This is a genomic window from Arthrobacter sp. UYCu511, assembly GCF_040547105.1.
GTDB classification, from domain to species: Bacteria; Actinomycetota; Actinomycetes; order Actinomycetales; family Micrococcaceae; genus Specibacter; species Specibacter psychrochitiniphilus.
On record NZ_JBEPPB010000005.1, the window covers coordinates 65,328 to 91,685 of the forward strand.

22 protein-coding genes are annotated in these 26,358 nt (G+C 61.2%); 12 read left to right on the forward strand and 10 right to left on the reverse strand.

The window, feature by feature from the left end:
• Positions 1–1,104, reverse strand: coding sequence for a BtrH N-terminal domain-containing protein (locus ABIB48_RS08830; RefSeq protein ID WP_354212786.1), 1,104 nt, complete (start codon positions 1,102–1,104; stop codon positions 1–3).
• A gap of 177 nt (positions 1,105–1,281) precedes the next feature.
• Here ABIB48_RS08830 and ABIB48_RS08835 point away from each other — a divergent pair, with 177 nt between their 5' ends.
• Complete coding sequence (locus ABIB48_RS08835; protein ID WP_110105616.1) at positions 1,282–1,899, forward strand: hypothetical protein; 618 nt, start codon at positions 1,282–1,284, stop codon at positions 1,897–1,899.
• Between the two features lie 178 nt (positions 1,900–2,077).
• Here ABIB48_RS08835 and guaB read toward each other — a convergent pair whose 3' ends face one another.
• Positions 2,078–3,592, reverse strand: a complete 1,515-nt coding sequence (gene guaB, locus ABIB48_RS08840) for an IMP dehydrogenase (protein WP_110105615.1) — start codon at positions 3,590–3,592, stop codon at positions 2,078–2,080.
• Positions 3,593–3,792: 200 nt separating this feature from the next.
• On the opposite strand from guaB, the gene ABIB48_RS08845 reads away from it, so the two are divergent.
• On the forward strand, positions 3,793–4,791 hold the full coding sequence (locus tag ABIB48_RS08845; protein WP_354212787.1) for a DUF389 domain-containing protein: 999 nt from the start codon (positions 3,793–3,795) through the stop codon (positions 4,789–4,791).
• Between the two features lie 110 nt (positions 4,792–4,901).
• Positions 4,902–6,818, forward strand: a complete 1,917-nt coding sequence (locus ABIB48_RS08850; RefSeq protein WP_354212788.1) for a heavy metal translocating P-type ATPase — start codon at positions 4,902–4,904, stop codon at positions 6,816–6,818.
• Between the two features lie 70 nt (positions 6,819–6,888).
• On the opposite strand, the gene groL is transcribed toward ABIB48_RS08850, so the two are convergent.
• Positions 6,889–8,496 carry a chaperonin GroEL gene (groL, locus tag ABIB48_RS08855; RefSeq protein ID WP_315915484.1) on the reverse strand — a complete coding sequence of 536 codons (1,608 nt, stop codon included), beginning with the start codon at positions 8,494–8,496 and terminating at the stop codon, positions 6,889–6,891.
• Between the two features lie 110 nt (positions 8,497–8,606).
• On the reverse strand, positions 8,607–8,903 hold the full coding sequence (groES, locus tag ABIB48_RS08860) for a co-chaperone GroES (protein ID WP_038464523.1): 297 nt from the start codon (positions 8,901–8,903) through the stop codon (positions 8,607–8,609).
• Positions 8,904–9,224: 321 nt separating this feature from the next.
• Here groES and ABIB48_RS08865 point away from each other — a divergent pair, with 321 nt between their 5' ends.
• Together ABIB48_RS08865 and ABIB48_RS08870 are read left to right on the forward strand one after the other, a co-directional pair.
• Entirely contained in the window at positions 9,225–10,097 is an 873-nt protein-coding gene (locus ABIB48_RS08865; RefSeq protein WP_110105611.1) for an ABC transporter ATP-binding protein, read from the forward strand.
• The gene (locus tag ABIB48_RS08870; RefSeq protein WP_110105610.1) at positions 10,094–10,906 is read left to right on the forward strand and encodes an ABC transporter permease; all 813 of its coding nucleotides are present in this window, start codon (positions 10,094–10,096) and stop codon (positions 10,904–10,906) included. Before ABIB48_RS08865 ends, ABIB48_RS08870 begins: the two co-directional genes overlap by 4 nt.
• Positions 10,907–11,088: 182 nt before the next feature.
• Here ABIB48_RS08870 and ABIB48_RS08875 read toward each other — a convergent pair whose 3' ends face one another.
• The 4 genes from ABIB48_RS08875 to ABIB48_RS08890 form a co-directional block, all read right to left on the reverse strand.
• Positions 11,089–11,844: an iron ABC transporter ATP-binding protein gene (locus ABIB48_RS08875; RefSeq protein WP_354212789.1), complete on the reverse strand. Its 756-nt coding sequence runs from the start codon at positions 11,842–11,844 to the stop codon at positions 11,089–11,091.
• A complete protein-coding gene (locus ABIB48_RS08880; RefSeq protein ID WP_502914118.1) occupies positions 11,841–12,929 on the reverse strand; it encodes an iron chelate uptake ABC transporter family permease subunit in 1,089 nt (362 codons plus the stop codon). Before ABIB48_RS08880 ends, ABIB48_RS08875 begins: the two co-directional genes overlap by 4 nt.
• Positions 12,922–13,899, reverse strand: coding sequence for an ABC transporter permease (locus ABIB48_RS08885; protein ID WP_354212790.1), 978 nt, complete (start codon positions 13,897–13,899; stop codon positions 12,922–12,924). Before ABIB48_RS08885 ends, ABIB48_RS08880 begins: the two co-directional genes overlap by 8 nt.
• 100 nt (positions 13,900–13,999) lie before the next feature.
• The gene (locus ABIB48_RS08890) at positions 14,000–14,980 is read right to left on the reverse strand and encodes a siderophore ABC transporter substrate-binding protein (RefSeq protein ID WP_354212791.1); all 981 of its coding nucleotides are present in this window, start codon (positions 14,978–14,980) and stop codon (positions 14,000–14,002) included.
• A 298-nt stretch (positions 14,981–15,278) separates the two neighbouring features.
• On the opposite strand from ABIB48_RS08890, the gene ABIB48_RS08895 reads away from it, so the two are divergent.
• Positions 15,279–16,499: a THUMP-like domain-containing protein gene (locus tag ABIB48_RS08895; protein WP_354212792.1), complete on the forward strand. Its 1,221-nt coding sequence runs from the start codon at positions 15,279–15,281 to the stop codon at positions 16,497–16,499.
• Positions 16,500–16,588: 89 nt separating this feature from the next.
• Here the strand turns inward: ABIB48_RS08895 and ABIB48_RS08900 are convergent, their stop codons facing one another.
• A complete protein-coding gene (locus ABIB48_RS08900; protein WP_354212793.1) occupies positions 16,589–17,401 on the reverse strand; it encodes a shikimate 5-dehydrogenase in 813 nt (270 codons plus the stop codon).
• A 98-nt stretch (positions 17,402–17,499) separates the two neighbouring features.
• Between ABIB48_RS08900 and ABIB48_RS08905 the strand changes: the two genes are divergently transcribed.
• On the forward strand, positions 17,500–18,642 hold the full coding sequence (locus ABIB48_RS08905) for a glutamate--cysteine ligase (protein WP_110105604.1): 1,143 nt from the start codon (positions 17,500–17,502) through the stop codon (positions 18,640–18,642).
• A gap of 147 nt (positions 18,643–18,789) precedes the next feature.
• On the opposite strand, the gene ABIB48_RS08910 is transcribed toward ABIB48_RS08905, so the two are convergent.
• On the reverse strand, positions 18,790–19,455 hold the full coding sequence (locus ABIB48_RS08910) for a TetR/AcrR family transcriptional regulator (protein WP_354212794.1): 666 nt from the start codon (positions 19,453–19,455) through the stop codon (positions 18,790–18,792).
• A 174-nt stretch (positions 19,456–19,629) separates the two neighbouring features.
• Here ABIB48_RS08910 and ABIB48_RS08915 point away from each other — a divergent pair, with 174 nt between their 5' ends.
• From ABIB48_RS08915 to ABIB48_RS08935, 5 genes are all read left to right on the forward strand, one after another.
• A complete protein-coding gene (locus ABIB48_RS08915) occupies positions 19,630–22,773 on the forward strand; it encodes a glycoside hydrolase family 2 TIM barrel-domain containing protein (protein WP_354212795.1) in 3,144 nt (1,047 codons plus the stop codon).
• Positions 22,774–23,063: 290 nt separating this feature from the next.
• Positions 23,064–23,822, forward strand: a complete 759-nt coding sequence (locus tag ABIB48_RS08920; RefSeq protein WP_354212796.1) for a phosphatase PAP2 family protein — start codon at positions 23,064–23,066, stop codon at positions 23,820–23,822.
• A gap of 94 nt (positions 23,823–23,916) precedes the next feature.
• Positions 23,917–24,588: a DedA family protein gene (locus ABIB48_RS08925; RefSeq protein ID WP_354212797.1), complete on the forward strand. Its 672-nt coding sequence runs from the start codon at positions 23,917–23,919 to the stop codon at positions 24,586–24,588.
• Positions 24,589–24,602: 14 nt separating this feature from the next.
• Positions 24,603–25,268, forward strand: a complete 666-nt coding sequence (locus ABIB48_RS08930; RefSeq protein WP_245932097.1) for a response regulator transcription factor — start codon at positions 24,603–24,605, stop codon at positions 25,266–25,268.
• Positions 25,265–26,332 carry a sensor histidine kinase gene (locus ABIB48_RS08935; RefSeq protein WP_354212798.1) on the forward strand — a complete coding sequence of 356 codons (1,068 nt, stop codon included), beginning with the start codon at positions 25,265–25,267 and terminating at the stop codon, positions 26,330–26,332. Before ABIB48_RS08930 ends, ABIB48_RS08935 begins: the two co-directional genes overlap by 4 nt.
• Positions 26,333–26,358 lie beyond the last annotated feature (26 nt).

A 26,358-nucleotide genomic window follows, 5' to 3' on the forward strand; every position in this document is an offset into this window, starting at 1 on the left:
TTAAATGACGCCCGCAGCCGTCTTCAGGGCCTCTGCCGCAGCGTTTTCCAGTACGGCAATTGCTTCCACCTGCGCTGCCATCGCAGCAAAGTCCGGCTCCCCCGGTGCCCCGACCACATCAATCAGAGCGTCCCAATGCGCACCCAAAGAGTCATATTGGGCAGCTGCTTCAAGCAGACTGCCCCGTTCGACGCCGGACACCGCCTCCCCGATAGCCGCCACCTCGCGCAAGAATTGGGCATACAACGGCCGGAGGGCGCCGGGACCGCTGACACGGCGTCCGGCCAAGAGCCCATGGAGCATTCCCATGCCCACCATGGAACGCTGCGGGCCGCCAAAGATCCGCATCCAGCCATGCTTCGAGGAGGAATCGCTGAGCCGTTGTGCCCACGTGGACATGCCCAGAATGCCAAAATTTTTGGCGTACCCAGGCGGCACCCCGGGCGGGGCCTGCAGTGAGAGCAGTTCCTGGGCCGTCTGCGCCATGGCCGCCCGCACCACGCTGGTGGTCAGTACCTCGCCCACCATCTCCTCGGCCAAGGCGCGGCTTCCCGTGACAACGTGGGCCTGCCAATGCTTATCCGCTTTCCGGGAGCTGCGCGCAGCTGCCAGCGCCGCGGTACTGATCCGCTCAAGCCTGCCGCCGCCGTCGTCGTCCATCAAGTAGTCAGCGCCGTCACGGCCCACCACAGCCACATCCACGGAATCCAGATCGGCCAGCGGATCCTCATCCGCCCACGGCAGCTTGCCCCGGACAACACGCACCACGACGGGCACCCCGGTTTCCAGCGCTGCGTCCAGCCGGCCTTGGGCCAGGGATGCGCTGCCTGTTTGCTGAATATTCACTGAGGCACCACTGCGGCGCAACAGGTTCTCCGTGTAGGGGCCGGGATGGAAACGGGTCACGGCCGAGGCCGTGGTGATGTCTTTGTATTCAAAGGTGAAGATCATGAAGCCAATGCCACCTGCCAGACCTGCGAGCATAGCCTCGGTGAACGCAGCTCCGGAGAGTGGGTTGGACACACCGGAGGCGGCCAGAACACGGGTCCACAGCCCGGAGTCCCAGTGCGAGTAGTCGGTGGTGTTCTCATAGGCACAAAGCATGCGTTGATTCTAGCGGGGATAAGCGGGCCCGCCCCCCGGCACCCTAACGAAAGCAGCGCGCCTATGCTTGGCACTGTTCATTGTTGCTGCAGCCGGCGGGCCCTGGTTGTAGCCCTGTGAACGCTCCCCCACTCCCGTGTGCCGACAGTGGGCTCCTACTTTGGTTAGGCTTAGGGCATGACTGAGACTGAACTGCGGATGACTGACCATGAGCTCTTGACACTTTTGTCAATGACACCCACGGAATCAGCAGCCGTCACCCTGGGCCTGCTGCGTCTGGACCAGCACGGCGATAACGCGCTGTTGCACAACGCCGGGCTGACCACACTGATGGTGCGCGGGCTCGCCTCACCCCAGGGCGAAAAGATTGTTCCCGTGGATAGGTGCGCCGTGGTGGGTACAGTACTTTCCCAAGCCCAGGAGTGGCTGGAAATCACCTTGACCACACCCACGAGCGATCATGTCCTCTTCGCCGTGGGCTCTAATGTTGGGGCGGTTCTGCTGAGCATCAGCCCCTACGGCGTGCATGAGATCCAGCCTATTGAGTCCGGCCCCGCCATGCTTGAACTGGCCCTGCACCTGAGCCAGGAATACCTCTCCGGTGCCGCCGAAGGCCTGCCCGCCACCGCCGTGGTGCGCCGCCTGCAGGTAGAGCGCGAGCCAGTGGTCGCTCAGCTAACAGCCGTGGAATCAGGGGAATGGGTGTTGCGTTCAGGCACAGAATCCGAATTCGTGGAAGAAAGCTATGACGCTACCGAGGCCCTGACCCGTTTTAAGGCCGCCCTGCAGGCCTAAGCCCGGCCCTCAACGTCCCAGTTCGTCAGGTTGCATAAATCCATCCGTGAGAAAAGGTCGTTTTGAGTCGTTTCGAGGGCTTCTAAGCGACCTTTGCTCACGGATCAATGAGATCACCACGGCGGCCCCGCACCTTGAATTGCCAAGGTGCGGGGCCGCCGTCGTGCTTAAGGAAGTGCTACTTATTGAGGTAGTTCGGGGCCTCAACCGTCATGGTGATGTCATGCGGGTGGGATTCCTTCAGACCTGCGGAGGTGATGCGCACAAACTTGCCGCGCGCCTTGAGCTCGGCAATGGTAGGGGAACCAACGTAGAACATGGTCTGGCGCAGTCCGCCCACCAGCTGGTAAGCCACCGAGGAGAGGGGGCCACGGTATGCCACACGGCCTTCGATGCCTTCCGGGATGAGCTTTTCATCTCCCGTGACATCAGCTTGGAAGTAGCGGTCCTTAGAGTAGGAGGTGTTCTTGCCGCGCGATTGCATGGCACCGAGCGAGCCCATACCGCGGTAGGCCTTGAACTGCTTGCCATTGACAAACACTGTCTCGCCCGGGGACTCTTCCGTGCCAGCCAGCAAGGAGCCGAGCATGACGGTGTCGGCGCCGGCCACGAGGGCCTTGCCGATGTCACCGGAGTACTGCAGTCCGCCGTCGGCAATCAACGGCACGCCGGCCGGGATGGCCGCCTTGGCGGATTCGTAAATAGCGGTGATCTGGGGAACTCCTACACCGGCAACTACGCGGGTGGTGCAGATGGAACCCGGACCCACACCAACCTTGATGCCGTCAGCGCCGGCGTCAATCAGGGCTTGGGCGCCTTCACGCGTTGCTGCCTGGCCGCCAATGACGTCAACGTGGGCTGCGGCTTTTTCGCTCTTCAGGCGGGCGATCATTTCCAGCACGCCTTGGCTGTGACCGTTGGCGGTGTCAACGAACAACGCATCAACCCCTGCCTCAACGAGCGTCATGGCGCGTTCATAGCCGTCACCGAAGAAGCCGATGGCTGCGCCCACGCGCAGGCGTCCGCTCTCATCCTTGGTGGCCAGCGGGTACTGCTCGGCCTTGGAGAAGTCTTTGACGGTGATCAAGCCGCGGAGAACTCCTGCGTCATCAACGAGCGGCAATTTTTCAATCTTGTTCTTACCCAGCAGCTGCGAGGCTTCTTCGCGGCTGATGCCAACCTTGCCGGTGATCAGTGGCATGTGGGTCATGACATCGCGAACCAGGCGCTGCGAGTACTCGTTTTCGGGGATGAAAACAGTGTCGCGGTTGGTGACGATACCAATCAGGCGGCTATCGGCGTCAACCACGGGCAGGCCGGAGACACGGAAACGGGCGCAAAGTTCATCCAACTCGGCGAGAGTGGCCTCGGCACCAATGGTCACCGGGTTGGTGATCATGCCGGACTCGCTGCGCTTGACCAGGTCAACTTCTTCGGCCTGGCGCTGGATTGACAGGTTGCGGTGAACCACACCAAGACCACCCTGCCGGGCCATGGCAATAGCCATACGTGACTCTGTGACAGTGTCCATGGCGGCGGAGAGCAGCGGCGTCTGCACCGTGATGCGCTTTGATACGCGCGAGCTTGTGTCAGCTTCTGAGGGGATGACGTTGGTGTGCCCGGGGAGGAGCAGCACATCGTCATAGGTCAGGCCAACAAAGGCGAAAGGGTCATGAATTTCAGACTGGGACACGAAGGCTCCTTGGCGGGGGGTAGAACCATTTGCAGGGGGGTGCATCCGATGACCGGTCCCGTGATTACGAAGCTGGTCTGTGCGTTGCTTACAGTCTAAAACGAAAGCGTCCCTGACCCTATTCTCGAGGGGTGGATCACACCGGGGCGCACATCATCCCATAGAATCAAGCGCACGAGCTGGCACCGGAAAGGACCTCCATGGCGTTGCAGATCCGCATTGTTGTCCCGGCCGGGACTGCCGATTCCGTGGTGGAGATTGCCCGTAATCACCCGGGCGTCTCGGAAATCTCGCGGACAGAAGGCGCCTCCTTGATTCCAGAAGGTGACGTCATTGTGCTCCAGGCGGTGCGGGAATCCGTCGAAGAGCTGCTGGAAAAGTTACATGGACTGGATATTTCCCACCAGGGTTCGCTCAGTATCACCGCGCCGGAGCTTGTCATTTCCGAGCGTCTGGACCAAGCCGACCAAGCCGTTGCGGGGGATGGCGCTGATGCCATCATCTGGGACGAGGTGGAAAAGGACACCAATGCCGACTCAAAGCTGACCTGGAGCTACCTGGTGTTTCTGGTCATCGCCGTCCAGCTGGCAGGGATCGGGATCGTGACCGATTCCACCATCGCCATTGTCGGGGCCATGGTGGTGGGTCCGGAGTTTGGCCCGCTGGCAGGGTTGGCCCTAGCGTTGGTGGATCGGCGGTGGCAGCTTGCCCGGCGGGCGTCCGTGGCCTTGGTGATCGGTTTCCCCATTGCCATGGCTTTGACGGCGCTAGCCACGATCGTCTCGGTGCAGTTGGGGTTATTTGACCCCGCTGTGGTGCTCAGCAAAAATAGCGCCACCGAGTTCATTTACCACCCCGGCCCGTATTCGTTCATCGTGGCAGTGCTGGCCGGGGCTGCTGGCATGCTTTCCCTCATTGGCAGGAAGTCTGCAGCACTGGTAGGTGTTTTCATTTCCGTCACAACCGTTCCAGCGGCCGGGTACGTTGCCGTTGCGCTGGTATTGGGCGAGCAGGGGCGGGCGGCCGGGTCCGTGCTGCAACTGCTCCTGAACGTCACGGGCATTGTGGTCTCTGCGGCCGCCGTGCTGTTTATCTACCGGGTAGTCCGGCGCAGACGCCCGGCACCAACACGGTACTCTGCTGCCCACGCCGCGGCAGCCGCCCGTGGTGTGGGCGCGCAGAACCCCTTCCGCCGCTGATGACCCGGGTCCGTCGGGTCCGTCAGGGGCGTCGGGGCTGCCGGGGCGTCGGGGCTGCCGGTCATGTACCAATACTGGGATTGGCGGCGAGACTGAGGCACAGTGGTGACATGAAGGAAGCATCTGCAGGATTCGTGACCAATCGCTCCGAGGGCCCGGACCTCAATAGTGCGCAGGAACGCCAACGGGGTGTGATCACTGTGTTGCGGCGCTATCCACTGGTGTGGCTGACGGTGCTGGTGGGCATCGTGGTGGCGTTTGTGCTGCTGGCCGGTCAACACGATGCCGCACGGTGGACGGCGAGCCTGTACGCCGTCGCTATCGCCTTGTATCAGGGCATTGGCATGGTCAAGGACATCTTGCGCGGCCATTGGGGCATTGACATTCTTGCGGTCACGGCGATCTTTGCCACGGTGGCCGTTGGCGAGTACATCGCGTCGTTGATCATCATCTTGATGCTGACCGGCGGCGCCGCCCTTGAGGATTATGCCACCGGACGCGCCAACAGGGAGCTGCGCTCGCTGCTTGACCGTGCGCCACGTATTGCGCATCGGGAAAACCCTGATGGAACAACCTCTGATGTTCCACTGGCTGATGTTGAGATTGGTGATTCGTTGCTGGTCCGCCCGGCAGAGGTGGTTCCGGTGGATGGTGTGCTGCTCTCTGGCCCTGCCGTGTTTGACGAATCCGCGCTGCGGGGCGAAAGCCTGCCCGTGGAACATGTGGTGGGTGATTCCGTACTCAGTGGCGCCCTCAATGGACCGGCCGCTGTCCGCATCAGGGTGAGCGCCCGTGAGGAAGATTCCCAGTTCAGCCGCATCATTGCCTTGGTGCGTGACGCGGCCGAAAGCAAGGCACCCGTGGTGCGGCTCGCAGACAGGTATGCCGTGCCGTTCACGGCGTTTTCATTGGCCATGGCAGGGCTGGCATGGTTTCTTAGTGGTGACCCGGTCCGCTTTGCCGAAGTGCTGGTGGTGGCCACCCCCTGCCCATTGCTGATTGCCGCACCTGTGGCCTTTTTGGGTGGTATGAGCCGGGCCGCAAAATCCGGGATCATCGTCAAGAGCGGCGGCACACTGGAGCAACTCTCCCGCGTCAAGACAGCCGCATTCGATAAGACGGGAACGCTGACAAGCGGTGATCCCAGCCTCGAAGAAATCCGCACCGTCGCAACAGCTCCCGACGAGTTGCTGGCACTCACCGCCTCCGCCGAGCAATACTCCTCCCATGTGCTGGCCGCAGCCATCGTGGCCGAGGCGCAGTCCCGGGGATTGACGCTCCACAGCACCGAGTCCGCCGTCGAACATGCAACCAACGGGGTCAGCGCCACTTTTGGTGGACGCCACATTTTGGTGGGTAAACGCGCCTTTGTCGCCAGCCAGGTCAGTGGTGTGCAGGAGGCATTGCTGACGGGCGGGCAGTTGGCCGTCTATGTGGGAATTGACGGCCGCTTTGCCGGGACCTTGATCATGCGTGATCCGCTTCGGCCGGAAGCGCCGGCCACGTTGGCAGCGCTGCAAGAGCTGGGGGTGGCGGACACGGTCATGCTCACCGGGGACGCCGAGGCCACGGCAAGGTTTATTGCGGCCGAGGCTGGCATCACTGAGATCCATGCGGGGCTGCTGCCGGCTGACAAAGTTCGCCTGGTCAATGCGCTGGAGCACCGGCAGGTGTTGATGGTGGGCGATGGGATCAATGACGCCCCCGTCCTGGCCTCGGCCGACGTCGGCATTGCCATGGGTGCCAAGGGCTCCACCGCGGCCAGCGAGTCTGCCGATGTTGTCATCATGGTCGATGACCTGGCCAAGGTGGCCCAGGCGGTACAGATTGGGCAGCGGACGGTGCGGATCGCCGTCGAAAGTATCTGGATTGGCATCATCCTCAGCGTGGGCCTAATGTTTCTGGCCGCGTGGGGGCTGATTCCTGCCGTGGCCGGTGCGCTGGCTCAAGAAGTGATCGATCTAGCCACGATCCTGAACGCCCTGCGCGCTCTGAGCCCGGGCCGCAGCCGGAACAACGAAAAATGATCCCGACCCCGCTTTCGGACACCGGGGTATCGGTATCAAAAAGCGGGGTCGGGATCATTGGTGAAAAACGTTAGTGCTTGTGCCCTGCTTCTTCGTCTTCAGCAGGCTTGTCCGTCACGAGGACCTCGGTGGTGAGCACCAAGGATGCGATGGACGCTGCGTTGCGCAGAGCCGAACGAGTGACCTTGACGGGGTCAATGACGCCGTCTTCAATCAGGTTGCCGTAGACGCCGGTGGCAGCGTTGAAGCCGAAACCGTCTTCGAGCTCGCCAACCTTGTGCACCACAACATAGCCGTCATGGCCTGCGTTCTGGGCGATCCAGCGCAGCGGCTGGGCAATAGCCTTGCGCACCAGATCAATGGCGGTTGCGGCGTCGCCGCTCAAGGCGAGAACAGCAGCATCTTCATCAAGTGCCCTACCGGCCTGGACCAGTGCGGAACCGCCACCAGCCACAATGCCTTCTTCCAAAGCAGCACGCGTTGCGGACACGGCGTCCTCAATGCGGTGCTTCTTTTCCTTGAGCTCAACCTCGGTGGCTGCGCCAACCTTGATCACGCCGATGCCGCCAGCCAACTTGGCCAGGCGTTCCTGCAGCTTTTCCTTGTCCCAATCGGAGTCGGTTCGCGCCAGTTCAGCGCGCAGCTGGGCAACCCGTGCTGCGACCTCGTCGGCCGTGCCGGCGCCGTCAACAATGGTGGTGTTGTCCTTGGTGATGGTGATGCGGCGAGCCGTACCCAGCACTTCAAGCCCAACCTGGTCCAGGGACAGGCCGATCTCCGCGGAGACAACCTGTGCACCGGTCAGGATCGCAATGTCCTGCAGCATGGCCTTGCGGCGGTCGCCGAAGCCCGGTGCCTTGACGGCAACAACGTTCAACGTGCCGCGCAAGCGGTTCACGATCAGTGTGGACAGTGCCTCGCCGTCAACGTCTTCAGCAATGATGAACAGCGGCTTGTTCGCGGCAAGTGCCTTTTCCAGCAGCGGCAAAAATTCCTGCAGGTTGGAGATCTTGCCCTGGTTGATCAAAACCAGTGCGTCTTCCATGACTGCTTCCTGGCGTTCTGCGTCAGTGACGAAGTACGGGGACAGGTAGCCCTTGTCGAACTGCATGCCCTCGGTGAGGACCAGTTCGGTGGAGGTGGTGGAGGACTCTTCGATGGTGATGACGCCATCTTTGCCAACCTTCTCGAACGCTTCGGCGAGCAAGTCGCCGATTTCCTGGCTCTGGGCGGAGATGGCAGCAACTTCTGCCACCTGGCCTCCGGCAACCGGGCGTGCGTTCTCCAACAGGCGTGCGGCAATGGCTTCAACGGAAACCTGGATGCCGCGCTTGAGCTCGCCGGGAGCTGCGCCTGCGGCTACGTTGCGCAGGCCTTCCTTGACCAGTGCCTGCGCCAAAACGGTGGCCGTGGTGGTGCCGTCGCCGGCAACATCGTTGGTCTTCGTGGCAACTTCCTTGGCCAGCTGTGCGCCGAGGTTCTCGTACGGGTCTTCCAGCTCCACCTCGCGGGCGATGGTCACGCCGTCGTTGGTGATGGTGGGGGCACCCCACTTCTTATCGAGTACAACGTTGCGACCGCGCGGGCCGAGGGTCACCTTGACGGTGTCCGCGAGCTTGTCAATACCGGCCTCAAGGGCCTTCCGTGCGTCGTCATTAAATGCAAGCTGCTTAGCCATGCGGTGTGTTCCTTTCACGCAAAGACCCCGCGTCCGGCGATTGATCTAGACAGGCTCGATCACCTATCCGGGCACGGGGCTTCACAAAGTGGTTACTGGAGCAAAAGCCGTTACTTAACGACGATGGCCAGTACGTCGCGGGCCGAAAGAACGAGCAGCTCTTCGCCACCGGTCTTCACTTCGGTTCCACCGTACTTGGAGTAGATAACAACGTCGCCAACGGCAACATCGATCGGGACACGGTTGCCGTTGTCATCAACGCGGCCGGGGCCCACTGCCACAACTTCGCCCTCCTGGGGCTTTTCCTTGGCAGTGTCCGGGATAACCAGACCCGATGCGGTAGTCAGCTCTGCTTCGAGCTGGCGAACAACAATACGATCCTCAAGAGGCTTAATAGAGACCGACACTTAGGACCTCTCCTTCACACGTAAATTCTTTGGATGGCTGCAACACTTTCTGCCCATGTTTGGGTGGAACCCAACCGTCGTCGCGGTGCCGGTGATGTTCCCATGGCCAGAAAGATAGGCGCGTTAGCACCCTCAGGGTGAGAGTGCTAACTCTGACTCTAGGGAATTGATTAGCACTCGGTCAAGGCGAGTGCCAGAATTTCCTACAAAAGTACGACGCCGGCGGGCCCGGTTACGCTCACGGCGCACCGGGGCAGTCACCTTCAGAGACATAAGTTGAAAAATCTATTCAGACTTCGGCCGCGGTGGGAGGATAAGCAAATGAGTCTAGCTCCCGTGCACGTTCGTGATCTGTTGAAATCCTATGGCGCTTTTACCGCGGTAGATGGGATCAGCTTCGACATTCATGAGGGTGAAACTTTCGCGCTGCTGGGCCCCAACGGTGCCGGCAAAAGCACCACCATTGAAATCCTTGAAGGCTACCGTGATAGGACCAGCGGTGACGTTTCAGTACTGGGTGTTGATCCGCAGCATGGGGGCCTGGATTGGAAAGCACAATTGGGGATAGTGCTGCAGTCCAGCGGGGAAAGCGGCAATGTCACGGTGCTGGAGCAACTGACCCACTTTGCCAACTACTACCCCAACCCACGCAAGGTATCCGAGGTCATTGAAGCGGTGGGCCTGACGGAAAAGGCCAAAACCCGGATCAGCAAGCTCTCCGGCGGGCAACGCAGGCGTGTGGATGTTGCGTTGGGCATCATCGGGCGCCCCAAACTTTTATTCTTGGATGAACCCACCACCGGGTTTGATCCTGAGGCCAGGCGCCAATTTTGGGCTCTGATCAACCAGCTCAAGGCCGAGGGGACCACCATTTTGTTAACAACACACTATTTGGATGAGGCGGCAACTCTAGCCGACCGTGCCGGGATCATTCTCGGCGGCAAGCTGGTGGATATAGGCCCCATCAACGAGATTGGCGGAGCCGACGCACGGGTTCCGCTAGTGCGGTGGCGGCAGGACGGCGTCGAACATTCACAACGAACAGCCGAGCCCGCAGCGCTGGCTGCCCGGCTCTACGCTGAGGCCAGCGGCGAAGTTGACTCACTGGAAATTAGCCGCCCGTCCCTGGAAGACATCTATTTGCACCTGGTGGGTAAACACTCGCTCATCAATGCAGAGGAAGGCGCCGTATGAGGACCTTAGAGTTGGGCACCTCCCGCATCCTTTATGAGCTCAAGTTGTACTTTCGGCAGGGCGATTCGGTGTTTTTCACGTTCCTGTTCCCGATCCTGATGCTCTCGGTTTTTGCTGTGGCGTTCAGTACTAGCGGGAATCTTGGTGCGGCCCCTGATGGCTCCGGCGGCATCAGTTTTGCGGCTTTTTATGTGCCGGGGATGGTGGCTGCGGGCATGCTGCTCAGTGGCGTGCAGAACCTGGGCGTGGACATTGCTGGCGAGAAGGGGGACGGCACACTTAAACGCTTAGGCGGCACTCCCCTGCCCGTGTTCTCCTATTTTCTGGGCAAGATCGGCATGGTTCTGATCAGCTCGGTCCTGCAGGTCACACTGTTGCTGCTTGTGGCCCGTTTCGCGTTCAACGTGGAGCTTCCCACTGCACCAGAGAAGTGGCTGACCTTCGCCTGGGTGTTTCTGTTCGGCGTGATTACTAGCTGCGTTTTAGGCATCGCCCTCTCGGCACTTCCGCGGACAGGCAAGAGCGCCACCGCCGTGGTCATCCCGATTGTGCTGCTGCTGCAGTTCATCTCCGGGGTCTACTTGAACTTCGCGCAGTTACCCGGCTGGTTGCAAGACTTTGCTAGCATCTTTCCGCTGAAGTGGATGGCTCAAGGGATGCGCAGCGTGTTCCTGCCAGAGTCCTTCGAGGTGATGGAGCCCTCCGGGAGCTGGGATCTGGGTCTCGTGGCACTAGTCATGGGAATATGGCTGGTGTTTGGTTTGCTCCTGTGCCGCGTCACGTTCCGCTGGATCCGCAAGGACAGCTAACCCGCACCTCTGGACGCTCGGTTACATTCTGTGGCATGCCCGAAGCACGCTATCCCAGTAATGGCGAGAAAAATGGGAACGCTATCCCCACTCGGTGGGATAGCGTCCCCGAAAAACGCACCATTGCTGGGAGAGCGTTGGGTGGGAGGGACGGCAGGCGGGAGGGGATCGCCGTCGTGCTCTTAGTAGTAGACGGCGAGCGGCCCGCGGGGGCCCTCGATGACCTGCACCGGGGTGTCAAAGACGCGACTCAGGACCTCATCGGTCATGATCACGTCCGGTGTGCCAAACTCCGTCACCACACCGTCCTTCACGGCACAGATGTGGTCAGCGTAGTGTCCGGCAAAATTAATGTCATGGAGCACCACCACAATGGTTCGGCCCAGTTCCTGCGCGGCACGGTGGAGCATTTGCATCATCTGCGCCGAATGCTTCATATCCAGGTTGTTGAGCGGTTCATCAAGGAGCACATAGTCGGTGTCCTGGGCCAGCACCATGGCCACGTAGGCCCGCTGCCGCTGCCCGCCGGAGAGCTGGTCCAGGTAACGGTTTTCCAGTTCGCCTAGGTCCAGGAAGTCGATGGATCGGCTGATTGCCTCCTCATCGACCACTGTGAGCCGGCCCTTGGAATGCGGAAAGCGGCCAAAACCCACCAGCTGACGCACGGTGAGCCGGGTGACGAAGTGGTTTTCCTGGCGCAGGATCGAAACGATCTTGGCCAGATCCTTCGAGGAAGTACGCGAGACGTCATATCCGGCAATCTCAATGGCCCCGGAATCCATCCCGAGCAGCCGCCCAATCATGGTCAGCAGGGTGGACTTGCCCGCGCCGTTGGGCCCTACCAAGGCGGTGACTCCCCCGGATGGGATTTGCAGGTCCACGGGCCCGATGGCAACGTCACTGCTGTAATTTTTCTTGACCGCGGACAGTGTGATCACAGTCGGCCCTTTCTGAGAATGAAGAACAAGAAGACGGTGCCACCCACGGCTTCAATAATGATGGAGACAACACCCTGGGCGTAGAACACGTTCTTCATGACGAAGTAGGAACCCGAGAGGACCACGAAGCCAATGAGCACGGCCATCGGGAAAACGTAGCGGTGATCATGGGTGTCGGCGAGTTGGTAGGCCAGCGTGGCAACCAGGAATCCGAGGAAGGTCATGGGCCCCACGAGGGCTGTGGAGGTGGCCATCAGGATCGAGGTCAGCAACAGCACTCGCATGACCTCAAAGCGGTGGTTCAGGCCCAAGTTGGTGGCGGTGTCTTTGCCCATGGCGATCACGTTCAGCCGTTTGGCGTTGCGCAGCAGCATGATACCGGCCACTACGCACAACGGAATGGCAATAGGCAGGTAGCTGATATCGGCGTTGGCGACAGAGCCGAACAGGCGTGCGGTGAGGATATCGAATTCGCTGGGGGTCAGCAGCCGTTGCATGAAGGCCGAGATGGAGCCCAGCCCGCCGCCAATAATGATGCCGATGAGCAGCATGATCGCCAGATTTCCGTATCTGCCGGACAGCAGCCAGCCGTACAGCGCCATCGACAGGCCCACCATGATCACAATTTGCACAATAAATTGCGGTACTCCCTGAACCATGGTGACCCCGGCGGCGCCCAGAAAGAACACCGCACCTGTCTGCACCGCGATGTAGAGGGATTCAAAACCCATGATTGACGGCGTGATGATCCGGTTGTTGGTGGCGCTCTGGAAGCTGACCGTGGCCATGGCCTGGCAAATGGCAACCACCATCATGACAATGACACTGGTGCCGCGCAGCTCGGCGATGCGCCAAAAACCTGCCGACCCCACCGGCATGGGGTTGTCCCAGGCCAGCAGTCCGAAGCCGAATCCTACCCCCAGGAAAATCAGCAGGCCCAGGATTATCCAGTAGCGTTTGCGGACCCTGGCCGTGGGCAGTGACCCCGAATTCCGGGTGGGCTTGTGGGCTGAGTGCTGTTGCGGGGTTGCGCCCTGAGCACCCGGACGCGGCGGGGTGCGGCGGACCACTGGCGCCTCAGGCACGACGGCGCTGCTTCAGCAAGAGCCCGATGAACACCACCGCGCCCACCACCCCCAGGATCAAGGACACGGGTACTTCAAAGGGCATGATAATGGTTCTTCCCACTAGATCACATACCGTCACAATGGCAATACCCAGCAGACACACCCATGGCAGATTGCCGCGCAAATCATCACCGCGGAACATGGAGACAATGTTGGGCACAATTAGGCCCAGGAACGGCAGGTTGCCCACAACCACGGTCACAATGCCGGTGGCGACGGCAATGAGCCCGGTTCCCAGCAGCATGACCTGGTTGTAGTTCAGGCCCACATTTGTGGCCACTTCCTCACCCAGGCCTGCCACTGTAAACCTGTCTGCCACGAGGAACACCGCAACCCCCACCAGTGCCACAATCCACAGCACCTCGTATTGTCCCCGGAGCACGGAGGTGAAGGAACCAGCAAACCAAATCCCCAGGCTCTGAAGCATGTCGGTTTGCAGTGCCACGAAGGTGGAAATGGCTCCCACCACGGCGCCCAGCATGATGCCCACAATGGGCACTGTCAGGGAGGCTTTGAGCGAGACGCGGCGCAGGAAAAGAAAAAAGATGAAGGTACCGATGAACGCGGCAATGACTGCCCCACACATTTTTACCAGGATGCTGGCGCCAGGGTTGGCAATCATGACGGCCAGCAGACCCAGCCCCGCCCACTCGGTGGTTCCCGTGGTGGTGGGTTCCACAAACCGGTTTTGCGTCAGCAACTGCATAACAAGACCGGACATGGCCATGGCTGCACCGGCCAGCACCAGTGCAATGGTGCGCGGGATGCGGGTGATGGCGAACATCTCCCCACCGTCCTGAGCACCAAAGATGTCATATACGCCGGTAAAGAGGGAGAACAGCAGCAGCACCCCCACTACGGCGACGCCGATGAGCAGCTTGGGTTCAAAAAGTTTGCCCTTAGGTGGGGCGTGCGTGGTAGTTGTCATACTGCAGGGGTCCTCTTCAGTTCTGGCCCAAAACGTCAACCCCGTGGCGGGCCGGGGGATTCTCTCCCCGACCCGCCACAGGGCTGGCGGAAAATAATGGCTACTTGCCTTCGAGGGCGTCCGCGAAGTTGTTCAGGAACGTGGTGTACGTCTGAATGCCTTCGTTGGTGTACGTGTCAGCAGGCATGTAGACAATATTTTTCTTCGCCGTGGCGCTCACGTTCTTGAGTGCTTCGGAGCTTTCCAGTAGCTGGCTGGCAGGCTTGTACTCCGCCTCGCCTGCAGCAACAGCCGCGTCACGGTCCATGACCAGAATCCAGTCCGGGTTGGACTTTGCGATGGCCTCGACGGAGATGTCATCACCTTGGTGATCGGTGCTGGCGTCCTTGACCTCAAGGGCCGGGGTCAGGCCCAGGAGCCCGAACAAGGGGCCCAGCGTGCGGCCGGCTCCAGGTGCCGAGTAGTTGATGTTTCCGCCCGAGGTGATCACACCCATGACAGTGGCCTTGGGATCATAGGCCTTCTTGACCCGGGCAATGGCTGCGTCGAAGTCTGCGTTGAGCTTCTTGGCTTCATCAGCTTTGGCAAAGACGTCGCCCAAGACGGTGATCTGACGCTTCAGCTCGGTATCGAAAGGCTGGCCGTCTCGCGGATCCAAGTTCAAGATGGTGGCCCTGGGGGCAAGTTTTGCGAAGTCATCTTGGTACTGCGTGAAGCGCTGACCATTAATGATGATCTCGGGGTCAACGGCCACAATGGCTTCAAGGTTGGGCTCGCGGTGGTTGCCCAGATCAACGATCGACGTGTCCGCCTTGTAGGGATTGGTTGAAGGCATCAGCTTCACGGCGGCTGCCTTGAGCGTAATTCCCCAGTCCGAAAGTGTCTGGAAGGTGCGGTTGTCCGTGGCCACCACAGAGGTTGGCGGGGCGCTCAATGTGTGCGTGCCGTTGTTGTCTTCAACGGTGATAGTTGTTGCGGCGCTGGAGCTTTCCGCGGGAGCCGAGATCTCCGCTCCACAGGCTGTCAGGCTGATGGCTGCGGCGCCAAGGAGTGCAACAAAACGAAGTTTCAGGGAGGGCATGGATTCCTTCGGGATTCTACGGCCATTGATCAGCCGGGCAAGCGAATGAGTTCATAAGTTAGCGTAGCCTACCCTAAGTTAGTTAAGGCTTGCCTAAGTTATGATCTCCATCACATCGAGCAAAATGCCCTTCAGGACAGTGACATTTGCTATCTGCGGTGGCACCTTGAGGCGTAACTCGCCCCGCTCACCAATCCCCGCACCATCGAAGTTAGTCCACGCTTAGTCAATTACGCAAGTTTGTTGTGGCTTAATTCCGGAGGACGTCCATGTTCGCGCTGGCGGTTAGGCTTAACGCATGGCTCCCGATGCGATCTCCCCCCTGCTCACCGTTGAAGGGTGGGAGCTTTTATCCTCCTTGGGCCCTTACCGCGAGTCAGATTCCCTCAAACTCAACGAGTCACTGCGCAAGGCCGGGCACTCCCCCGAGTTGGTCGCAGCAGCTCTTACCCAAGCCCGGCTGCGGGCCAAGGCCGAGGCAAAGTTTGGCGAGTTCGCACACCAAATGCTGTTCACCCAGGCTGGCCTGGAGCAGGCCACCCGGCTGAGCATCGCAGCGCTGCATGCGCAAAGATTTACGGCTGCGGGCATCACCTCCGTGGCTGATCTGGGCTGCGGTTTGGGAGCCGATTCGCTCGCTATGGCAAGCCTGGACATCAAGGTCACCGCAGTGGAAATGGACGAGGTCACAACAGCCTGCGCCACCATCAACCTCATGCCGTTCCCGCACGCCACAGTGGTGTGCGGGCGCGCTGAGAATACCGATCTTGCCGGTGTGGAAGGCGTATGGCTGGACCCTGCCCGGCGCACCACCAGCACCTCTGGTACTACCCGACTTTTTGATCCGGAAGCTTTTTCCCCGCCCTTGTCCTTCGTGGAGTCGCTGGCAGACCGGGGGCTGGCCGTTGGTGTGAAGATGGGGCCCGGTATCCCGCATGAGGCCATTCCCAACACGGCCGAGGCTCAATGGATTTCGCTCAATGGCGACGTGGTGGAGGCCGGGCTCTACTTCAACCAGCTGGCCCGCCCCGGTGTTTGCCGCAGCGCCCTCGTGATTGGCAAGAACGGCAGCGCGGAACTGACAAGCGCCGTGAAATTTGATCCCGCGGGCCAGAACGTGGAGATTGGCCCCATTAGCGCTTACTTATATGAGCCAGATGGTGCCGTGATCCGTGCCGGACTCGTAGCCGATCTGGCACGGAGCATGGACGCCCATCTCCTTGATGAACACATCGCTTACCTGTCCTCTGATACACCGCTCAACACCCCGTTTGCCCGCCGATACAAGGTTCTTGAGGTCAAGCCGTTCAATGTGAAGGCGCTCAAAGCCTGGGTGAAAGCCAAGCGGATCGGTGTCTTGGATATCAAAAAGCGCGGAGTTTCTGTCACTCCCGAGGAACTGCGCCGCCAACTGCTGACAGGTTCTGGCAAGGGTCCCAACAAGGCCACACTGGTGCTGACCCGGATTGGGGACGACAGGGTTGCCGTGGTGGTTGAACCCCACGACCTCCCCGCCTAACACCAACGCTCGGTTACATTCGGGCCGTTTTTCGCCAACGCTCCCTCAGAAATGGCGCGTTGTAGCCCAACCCTCTCGCAGAGCGAGGATTAGCTGCGGGAAAACTCCGAGGCTTCCTGGACCAGTTCCGGACTGGGACGGACCCCCGTGTACAGCACGAACTGCTCTTCCGCTTGGATGGCAATGACCTCGGCTCCGGTCATGACCTGCTTGCCCGCCGCACGAGCTGCCCTAATGAGCGGGGTTTCGGCGGGAAGCGCGACGACGTCGAACACCACCTGCGCGGCTCTCACCGCCGCGTCCGCAAAGGATTGCACCGACTCCTGCGCACCCGCCATACCTAGGGGCGTGACGTTGATCAGCATCCCCGCCGTGGCGTCCCCCACCTCCGGCAACCAGGCGAAACCGTACAGCGCGGCAAGTGCTTGGCCACGGACTTCGTTGCGGGCCACAATGCTGACGTGAGCAAATCCGGCGTCGTACAGGGCAGCAGCTACAGCCTTAGCCATGCCTCCTGAACCTTGCAACAAAACAGTGCTCGCGGGATCGATTGCCCGGCTCTCCAGCAGCCGCGCAATGGCCAGGTAGTCGGTGTTGTAGGCGGTCAGGACACCCCCGGAATTCACGATGGTATTAACAGAATCAATGGCTGCGGCAGAGGCATCCATGACGTCAATGAGCGCAATAACATCTTCCTTGTACGGCATGGACACCGCAGCACCCCGAATGCCAAGCCCGCGAATGCCAGCAATGGCCTGAGCAAGATCAGTGGGGGCGAACGCCTTGTAAATAAAGTTCAACCCCAGAGCCTCGTAGAGGTAGTTGTGGAAGCGGGTGCCAATGTTGCTGGGCGTGGCGGCGAGCGAAATGCACAAGGTCATATCTTTGTTCAGGATGGGCATGTTCCCATTGTGGCGTAAATCCTGAACTACAATCAGAAGGCAGCAGGCACCCTTGCCGAATTGCATGAGAACTCCATCAGTGCCAAGGGGGCGCCGCAGTGAAGATTGATTTCGCCAAGTCAGAGCAGTCCACATTGGGCCTGGAATGGGAAATAGCGTTGGTTGATGCCACATCCGGCGAACTAACAGCCCGTGCAGATGACGTCTTTGCCAACATCTTGGCCGCCGATCCCGACGTCTGGCGCAATGGCGAACATCCTCACATCAAGGGTGAGATGCTGCAGAACACTGTTGAGTTGGTCACAGGCGTTTGCCACACAGTTGCTGAGGGAACCGAGGACTTGCGCCGTAACCTGAACATCTTGCGCGCAGCAGCGGACCCGCTGGGGCTGGAGTTACTTAGCTCCGGCACGCACCCGTTCAGTAATCCACGCACCCAAGCAGTCACCGACAAGGAACGCTACGCGAAGCTTGTTGACAGGACACAGTGGTGGGGCAGTCAAATGCTCATTTACGGCGTACATGTGCACGTGGGCCTGGATCATGTTTCCAAGGCCATGCCGGTTCTGGATGGGCTGGTCAACTATTTCCCGCACTTCCAAGCGCTGTCCGCATCCTCGCCGTATTGGAGCGGAGAAGACACCGGCTACGCCTCGCAGCGCGCGCTGATGTTCCAGCAGCTTCCCACGGCTGGCTTGCCCTTCCAGTTCCCCAATTGGGAGGCGTACGAATCCTACGTCCAGGACATGTTCACCACCGGTGTCATCGATGCCATGAATGAAATCCGCTGGGATATCCGCCCCGTTGCCGGCCTGGGCACCATTGAAATGCGTATTTGCGACGGCATGTCCACACTGGAAGAAATCGGCGCCGTGGCGGCCCTGACCCAGTGCCTGGTGGAGGACTTTTCAAATACCTTGAACGACGGCGGTACCATCCCCACCATGCCGCCGTGGCACATTCAAGAAAACAAGTGGCGAGCCGCCCGGTATGGCATGGACGCCATCATCATTTTGGACGCTGCAGGCAAAGAACAGCTTGTCACCGAAAACCTGGTTGAGTTGCTGAACAAGCTGGAGCCGGTGGCGGCGAAGTTGGGTTGTGCCGATGAGCTGGCCAGCGTTGAAAAAATCATTTCCGGTGGTGCCAGCTACCAGCGTCAGCGCCGCGTTGCGGCTGCCAATGGCGGGGAGTTGCGCGCTGTGGTGCGTGAACTCGTCGCAGAGATGGCCCGCAACTAAGGACGCTATCCCACCACTGGTGCCCTTTTCACGAACGCTATCCCGGCCCTGACCGCGATTTGGAATAGCGATCGTAAAAACTGGGCCATTGTTGCGCTAGTGTCCGGGAATAATGCCCCAAAGGTGACAGAGCGTCCGGGCTTGAGGTTAGCCTTCCGGCAGGACCACCAACTGCAGGTAGTCGCGCAGGCAGGCCGCCATGTCTATGCTTTCGGGCGCCATCAGCCATTGGGTCTGGATGCCGTCCCAGAGCGCAATAAGATTCGCCGCCGCCCGCGCCGGGTCCACGCCGTCCCGTAGCCGCCCCTGTCCTGCGAGCACTGAGAACTTTCGGGCATAGCCCCCGCGCAACCTCTCGTAACGCTCCGTGAAATAGCCAAGCCCCGGGTGGTTTTCTGTGAGGGACTCTGCGCACAGGACCGTATACAGCTCAATGACGCCGGGGATGGTTTCATTGAAACTGGCCTGGCGAATCACGGCGTCCACCAGTGCCTCTTCGGGCTCACGCGCCTCACCGAACCCTTCTGTGGAGCCCGAGCCGGGCACCGACACGGACCCCTGCCCGGACCCCGACCCCGAAATGCGGTCCCGCCAGTCCAGAACCGCCAGCAGCAGATCGCTCTTGGCCGGGAAGTAATGCAGCAGGCTGGTCTGGCTCATACCCACTTTGTCGGCGACGTCCTGGAGGGATCCGCCCCGGTAACCATGTGCGGCAAAAACCTCATGGGCCGCCTTGACGATGCTCTCTTTGCGCTGTTTCGACTTGGCATAAGGACCACGTTTGGCGGACTTTACAACTGGGTTTGTGGTCATGATGTGTCAGCCTAGTGCACGTTTTTACCCGCCTGCAACGAAATTCGAGTGAGCACTCAATATTTGTGGTAGCTTTTCTTCAATCGCCATCCGGCCGCTGCCCATCAATTTCCTTGCCACGATGGCCCTGCAGCGTTTTGGGCACGGCGGCCTTAGCAAAGGATCAGTAAACTCATGACCCTCACCCCCACGGCCGCGGCCGACGTCTCCTACATCACCGATCAGGGCCCCGGCACCGGGCTGCGCGTGCCCGCCCGTTCCTGGCTGCACAGCGACGCACCCACCCTGTCCCTGAACGGGGACTGGCGTTTCCGCCTCCTGGCCGCGGCTCCCGGAACTCCCGGCGCATCCGCCCTGCCCAGTGGCGAAACCGTGGAAGGTATGGCCGGCGAATCGTATGACGACGCCGCCTGGGACACCATGGCAGTCCCCTCCCACTGGGTGCTTGGCCACGAGGGCAAATACGGCCTGCCCATCTACACCAACGTCCAATACCCCTTCCCCATCGACCCGCCCCACGTCCCCGACGCCAACCCCACCGGAGACTACCGCCGGCGCTTCGAGGTCCCCGCTGCCTGGTGTGAAAGTACGACGGCGGCACTTTCCTTGCGCTTTGACGGCGTGGAATCGCGGTACAAGGTGTGGGTGAACGGGCAGGAAATTGGGGTGGGCTCGGGCAGCCGGCTCGCCCAGGAGTTCGACGTCACCGCCGCAGTGCGCCCCGGCACCAACGTGCTGGTGGTCCGCGTGCACCAGTGGTCCGCCGCCAGCTATTTGGAGGACCAGGATCAGTGGTGGATGCCGGGGATCTTCCGTGACGTGAGCCTGCAGGCCCGTCCCGCTGGCGGGCTCACCGATGTGTGGCTGCGCACTGACTGGCACTGCGGCTCAGCGTCCTCCACAACAGGAGCCGCCATCCCAGCCGCCGGCACCGGCACCGGCACCGGCACAATCACGGCAGAGATCACAGCAGATCCGGACGCCTACCCTGTAACGCTCACGGTGCCCGAGCTGGGATTGGAGGTGCGCTGGGAGTCACCCTCCGACGTCGTGCCTCTCACCGTGGAGAACGTGAACCCGTGGTCTGCGGAAGTACCCACACTCTATGGGGCAACGGTGTCCAGCGCGGCGGAAAGCATTGAGCTCTCACTGGGGTTCCGGACCGTGGAGATTGTGGGCGATCAATTCCTGGTGAACGGGCGCCGCGTGGTGTTCCATGGCATGAACCGCCACGAGACTCACCCTGACCGCGGCCGCGTGTTTAATGAAGCCGATGCCCGCGAAGACCTGGCCCTGATGAAGCGTTTCAACGTCAACGCGATCCGCACCAGCCACTACCCGCCGCACCCGCGCCTGCTGGATTTGGCGGACGAGATGGGTTTTTGGGTGATCCTGGAATGTGATCTGGAAACTCACGGCTTCCATGCCAACAACTGGGTGGAAAATCCCAGCGACGTCCCCGCCTGGCGTGATGCGTTTGTGGACCGGATGGAGCGCACCGTGGAGCGGGACAAAAACCACCCCTCCATCATCATGTGGTCCCTGGGCAACGAATCCGGCACGGGCGCGAACCTGGCAGCCATGGCGGCCTGGACGCACGCCCGTGACGCCTCCCGTCCGGTCCACTACGAAGGTGACTACACCGGCGCTTACACGGATGTGTACTCGCGCATGTACTCCTCCATCCCGGAGACGGATTCCATTGGCAGCAACGATTCCAACGCACTGCTGCTGGGCTGCAACGCCGTGGAATCGGCCCGGCAACGCACCAAGCCATTCCTGCTGTGCGAGTACGTCCACGCCATGGGCAACGGCCCGGGCGCCATGGACCAGTATGAGGCGCTCGTGGATAAATACCCACGCCTGCACGGTGGTTTCGTGTGGGAGTGGCGCGATCACGGCATCCGCACCAAAACCAAAACTGGCACTGGCACTGAGTTTTACGCCTACGGAGGCGATTTCGGCGAGGTGATCCATGACGGGAACTTCGTCATGGACGGCATGATCCTCTCCGATTCCACACCCACCCCCGCATTGTACGAATACAAGCAGATCGTCTCCCCCATCCGGCTCTCCCTTGTGTTTTCCGGCGGGGCCCCGGATGGCGGGGTTCCGGTGCTGACGGTGGCGAACCTGCGGCACACAGCGGATGCGGCGGATATCGTGCTGCGCTGGCGGGTGGAGCACGACGGCGTTCTGGCCGGCTCCGGTGAATTGGCTGCGGACGGCGCCAACGGCCCGCTGATCGCCGGGGAATCTGCCACCTTTACGCTGGCCGCCGCGGCGCCCGCACCGCACGGGGAAAGCTGGCTGACCGTGGAGGCGGTGCTGGCAGAGGCTACCGAATGGGCACCCGCCGGGCACTCGCTCTCGGCAACCCAGCTGGATCTTTCAGCACGCCAGAGCCCCTCGCGCGCGCCCCGCCCCGCCAACCCCGTGGCTGGCGCGGTTCCCGTCACTGTGGGTGCTGCAACGTTCCAGTCCGGTTCTCTCGTTGCGCTGGCAGGCCTGGGTGTTGCCGGTCCCCGTCTCGAGCTTTTCAGGGCACCCACGGACAATGACAAGGGTGCAGGTTTTGGCATCTACGGCCCGGAGGATCCGTGGCTTAATAGCGGCCGGGGCGTGCCGGCGCCATCGTCTGAGACGGTGTGGTTGCAGGCCGGTTTGGACAGGTTGACCCGGCGGGTGGAGAACGTCTCTGCCCTGCCAGACGGGGTTCGCGTGCGCACCCGCTATGCGGCCGCCGACGGTTTCAACAATGTGGCCGTGGAGGAGAACTGGCAGCGTTGCGGGGATGAGCTGTGGCTGCGTCTGGATATCACCCCCAGCGCTGGCTGGGACACGGTGTGGCCACGCATTGGTGTCCGGTTGGATCTGCCGGCGGACGTGGACGGCGCCACCTGGTTTGGTGCTGGCCCACGCGAATCCTACCCTGACAGCATGCAGGCCACAGTGGTGGGCCGGCACAGCGGCAGCTTGGAAGAGCTCAACGTCCCGTACGCCCGCCCGCAGGAAACCGGGCATCACAGCGACGTGCGCTGGCTGGAACTTTCGCGCAACGGGACTCCGTGGCTGCGCATTGATGCCGAGCCCGACTCCGCAGGACGGCTGCCAGGGTTCACACTCTCACGGCACACAGCCCAGCAAATTGCTGCTGCCGGCCACCCGCATGAACTCCCGGCCCAGACCCACAGTCATCTGTACTTGGATGCCGCCCAGCACGGGCTCGGTTCGCGTGCTTGCGGGCCTGATGTGTGGCCGGAGTTCGCCCTCCGCCCAGAGTCGCGGACCCTGGTGTTGAAGTTCACGCAGCCCTAGCCGCCCGCCCTCCAGACGCTCTCCCATCTATGGGCCGTATTTCACGACGCTATCGCAGCAACGGTCAACTTTTGCCGAACCTTATCGCACTCCTCATCAGGGGATTGCGATATCGTTCGCGAAATTCCAGCCATTGCTGCGATAGCGTCTGTGGTTAACGCCCCGGAGGTGGGAGAGCGTCTTGGTGGTGGGCCGGTTCTTAGTAAATTCTTGGAACCCACGGACAAGAATAGAAGTATGCTTCTATCCGCTATGAACCGTAGATTGCCATGACAGGACGTTCAGTCGGGATGAGCCCAGAACGAGTCAGTGTCTGGCTCACGCCCCGTACGTATCTGGCCATACTGCCGCAGCCGCGCCTGTGGGGATTGTGGGTGCTGTTCCTCTCAGTTTCCGTACTCGCCTTGGGCTTCTTCGTCGTTGCCACTCCCAGTTTTAGCTCGGAAGAGTTCGGGATCGATCAGGAGCTGAGCCGCAGCCACACGGGCTTCCTCACCGCCGTCGCCATGATCCTGAATATAGCGTTTTCGCCGGTTGGCGGAGTGCTGATAATCGCACTGGTTTGTTTGCTCCTGTTACTGGTGCGCCGAGCCCCCATCGATGCCCTTGCCTTTGGTGGTGTGGCTGCCTCAGGGTGGCTTTCGAGCCAGTTTTTCAAGGTCATAGTTGAACGGCAACGGCCAAACCCCGCCCTGCTTTTTGATCCTTTGGCACCGGAAACCGGATCCAACAGCTTCCCCAGCGGGCACGTAGCGCTGGCAGTCGGACTAGCGTGGGCGTTCTTTTTCCTCCTGCTGCGAAGCCCTTGGTCGCGAACCCTGTGGGCGCGTGTGGCTGCACTATGCGCTGTTCTTGTTCCCTTGGTGGTGGCTTGGTCACGGATTTACGTGGGTGTCCACTACCCCACAGATGTGCTCGCATCATTCCTTGCTGCGAGCGCCGGCGTGCTGCTGTTCGTAGGGATCTGGAACCGGTTCCTGCCGCGGCTTGTTCCCGGGTCTACTGTTAATTCAGCGGCTTCCCCGCATTCCACCCGCCCGAACTCCTGATCGAGGCACTATTTTGTTGTCATTGCCGCTAGCCGTTTCTCTTTTTGATGGCGCGCTCCCCCAAGGCCTGCATCCCACTGGGCTATTCTCCGTTATGGATCCGGCCTCACTGCTGGCTGGGTTGGGCCCGGCCACGCTCGCCGTCGTAGCCTTGATGGTTTTCATTGAATCAGGGCTGCTGTTCCCCTTCCTGCCAGGAGACTCACTGCTCTTCACCGCGGGCCTGCTGCATCAGCAGCTCAATTTGTCCTTGCCTGTTCTGATAGGAGTGGTGGTGCTTGCGGCCGTGGCTGGAGACCAAGTGGGCTACATGCTGGGGCGCAAGTTTGGGCGGCGCTGGTTCAAGGATGACGCCCGCATTCTCAAAAGCAAGTATCTGGTGGAGACGGAAGAGTTCTTTGCCAAACGTGGCGGCTGGGCCATTGTTCTGGCCCGTTTTGTGCCCGTGGTCCGGACCTACGCCCCACTGGTGGCAGGGGTGGCGAATTACAACTACCGGAAATTTACTCTGTGGAACATCGCCGGTGCCGTGGGCTGGGCCGGTTCCATCACTTTACTTGGCACGTGGCTTGGCCACTACGAGATCATTGCCCGGAACATTGACGTCATCGCCATTGCCCTAGTCCTGGCCTCGGTGCTGCCCGCCGCCATCAGCATGCTGGCCAAGCGCCACGCTGCACGCAAGGCAGCAGGCACCGCTGTAGCCAGCACCGAAGTAGCAGGGCCCCTGGAGGATGCCCTGCCGGAAACCCCCACCAACGGATAACATCCAGTATGGACATGGAAGAATTGCCCCGGCTCCTGCTGGTGGAAGATGACCCAGTTCTGGGCCCGCTGATCGCCGAACTGCTAGCCCAGGAGTACCACGTCCACATCGCCGCCGACGGGCAGCGAGGTCTCCATCTGGCCCTCACCGGGCACTGGGACGCCATGGTCGTTGACCGGGGGCTGCCTGGTATGGATGGAATTGATCTGGTGGCTGCGCTGCGCAGCAAAGGGGTGGGCACCCCGGCCATCATTTTGACGGCGCGGGGCAGCACGGTGGAGAAAATAGCAGGGCTCGACGCCGGAGCTAACGACTACATGAGCAAACCCTTTGACGCCGGTGAGCTCCGGGCGCGGCTGCGTGCCGTGACCCGCAGCTTCGCGCCCTCCACCGGGCAGTTGGCCGTGGGTGACTGGCTTTTCGATCCCGCTACCCGTTCCTTGCGTTCAAGCTACGGCGAGGTGGTGGGACTCAGCGGCAAGGAAAGTGACTTCCTTGCCCTGCTGGCTGGCAACCCGGATAAGGTATTTACCCGCCAGGAATTGTTGGCGGAGCTGTTCCATCCCGACGATTCCCAAAGCGTCATCGACACCTACGTGCACTACCTGCGCAAGAAGGTCTCCAAGTCCGCGGTCCGCACCGTTCACGGCCTGGGTTATCAGATTGGCGAGGGCACATGAGACTCTCCGTGCGGCGCCACCGTCTGCGCCCACCATCAGCCCTTTCCGCTGCCGATTCGCCCCAGCTGCGCCGCGCCGCCGTGACGGTGGGTCTGCGCATTGCCGCCGCCATTGCACTCTTGGTGGTGGCCGTCATGGTTGCCGCGGCACTGTTCATGCTTTATCTTTCCGATCACCCGGATTTCCATGCCGCCGACACTGCCACGCGGGTCTACGTGGAAACCGACGACATGCTTCAGGCCATGGCCGTCGCGGGGGTTGCCGGGATTGTGGCAGCGGGGGCCATTGGCTGGTTGAGCGCCCGCAGCGCTATTCGCCCGTTGGGCCGCGCCCTGGAACTGCAGCGCCATTTTGTCCAGGATGCCAGCCACGAGTTGCGTACGCCCCTGACAATTCTCGACGCCCGCATCCAGCTGGCAGAGGCCAAGGTAGATGCGGGCAGCGACGCGGCCCGGCTGCTGGCGCAGGTACGTCAGGATACGGCCGCGCTCTCAGCCACGGTCCAGGAGCTGCTGCTCGCCGCCACGGCAGAAGCAGATGAGCAGGGCGAACCCTTGGATATTGTCCCTGAGGTGGAGGCGGTGGTGGCCAGCCTGCAGGATCTGGCCGCTGCCCGGAGCATCCGCCTCCAATCCATCCATAATCCGTCCACACGGGATCAAGCCCCTCAGCTTCAAGCCCCGCAGATTCAAGCCCGGTACGACGGCGCTCCCCTGGTCCGCATCGCACCCAACAGTTTGCGCCGGGCTGTCCTTGGGCTGGTCGAGAACGCCATGAATCATACTCCGGAGGGCGGAACCATCACCGTGGACACCAGCTGGCAGGGGCGCACCGTGGTGCTCACCGTTTCTGACACCGGCACCGGGATCACCGGGATCGAACCGGAACGGGTGTTTGACCGCTTCGCCCACAGCAGCACCCCGTTAGAAGGTGGGCGGCGCAGCTTTGGGTTGGGGTTGGCGCTGGTCCGGGAGATTGCCAGCGCTGCGGGTGGTTCCATTGAGGTCACCTCAACGGGCCCGCAGGGAACCACTTTTGAACTCTCGCTCCCGGCCGCCCACTAACCCAACCACACACCCCCAACGCTCGG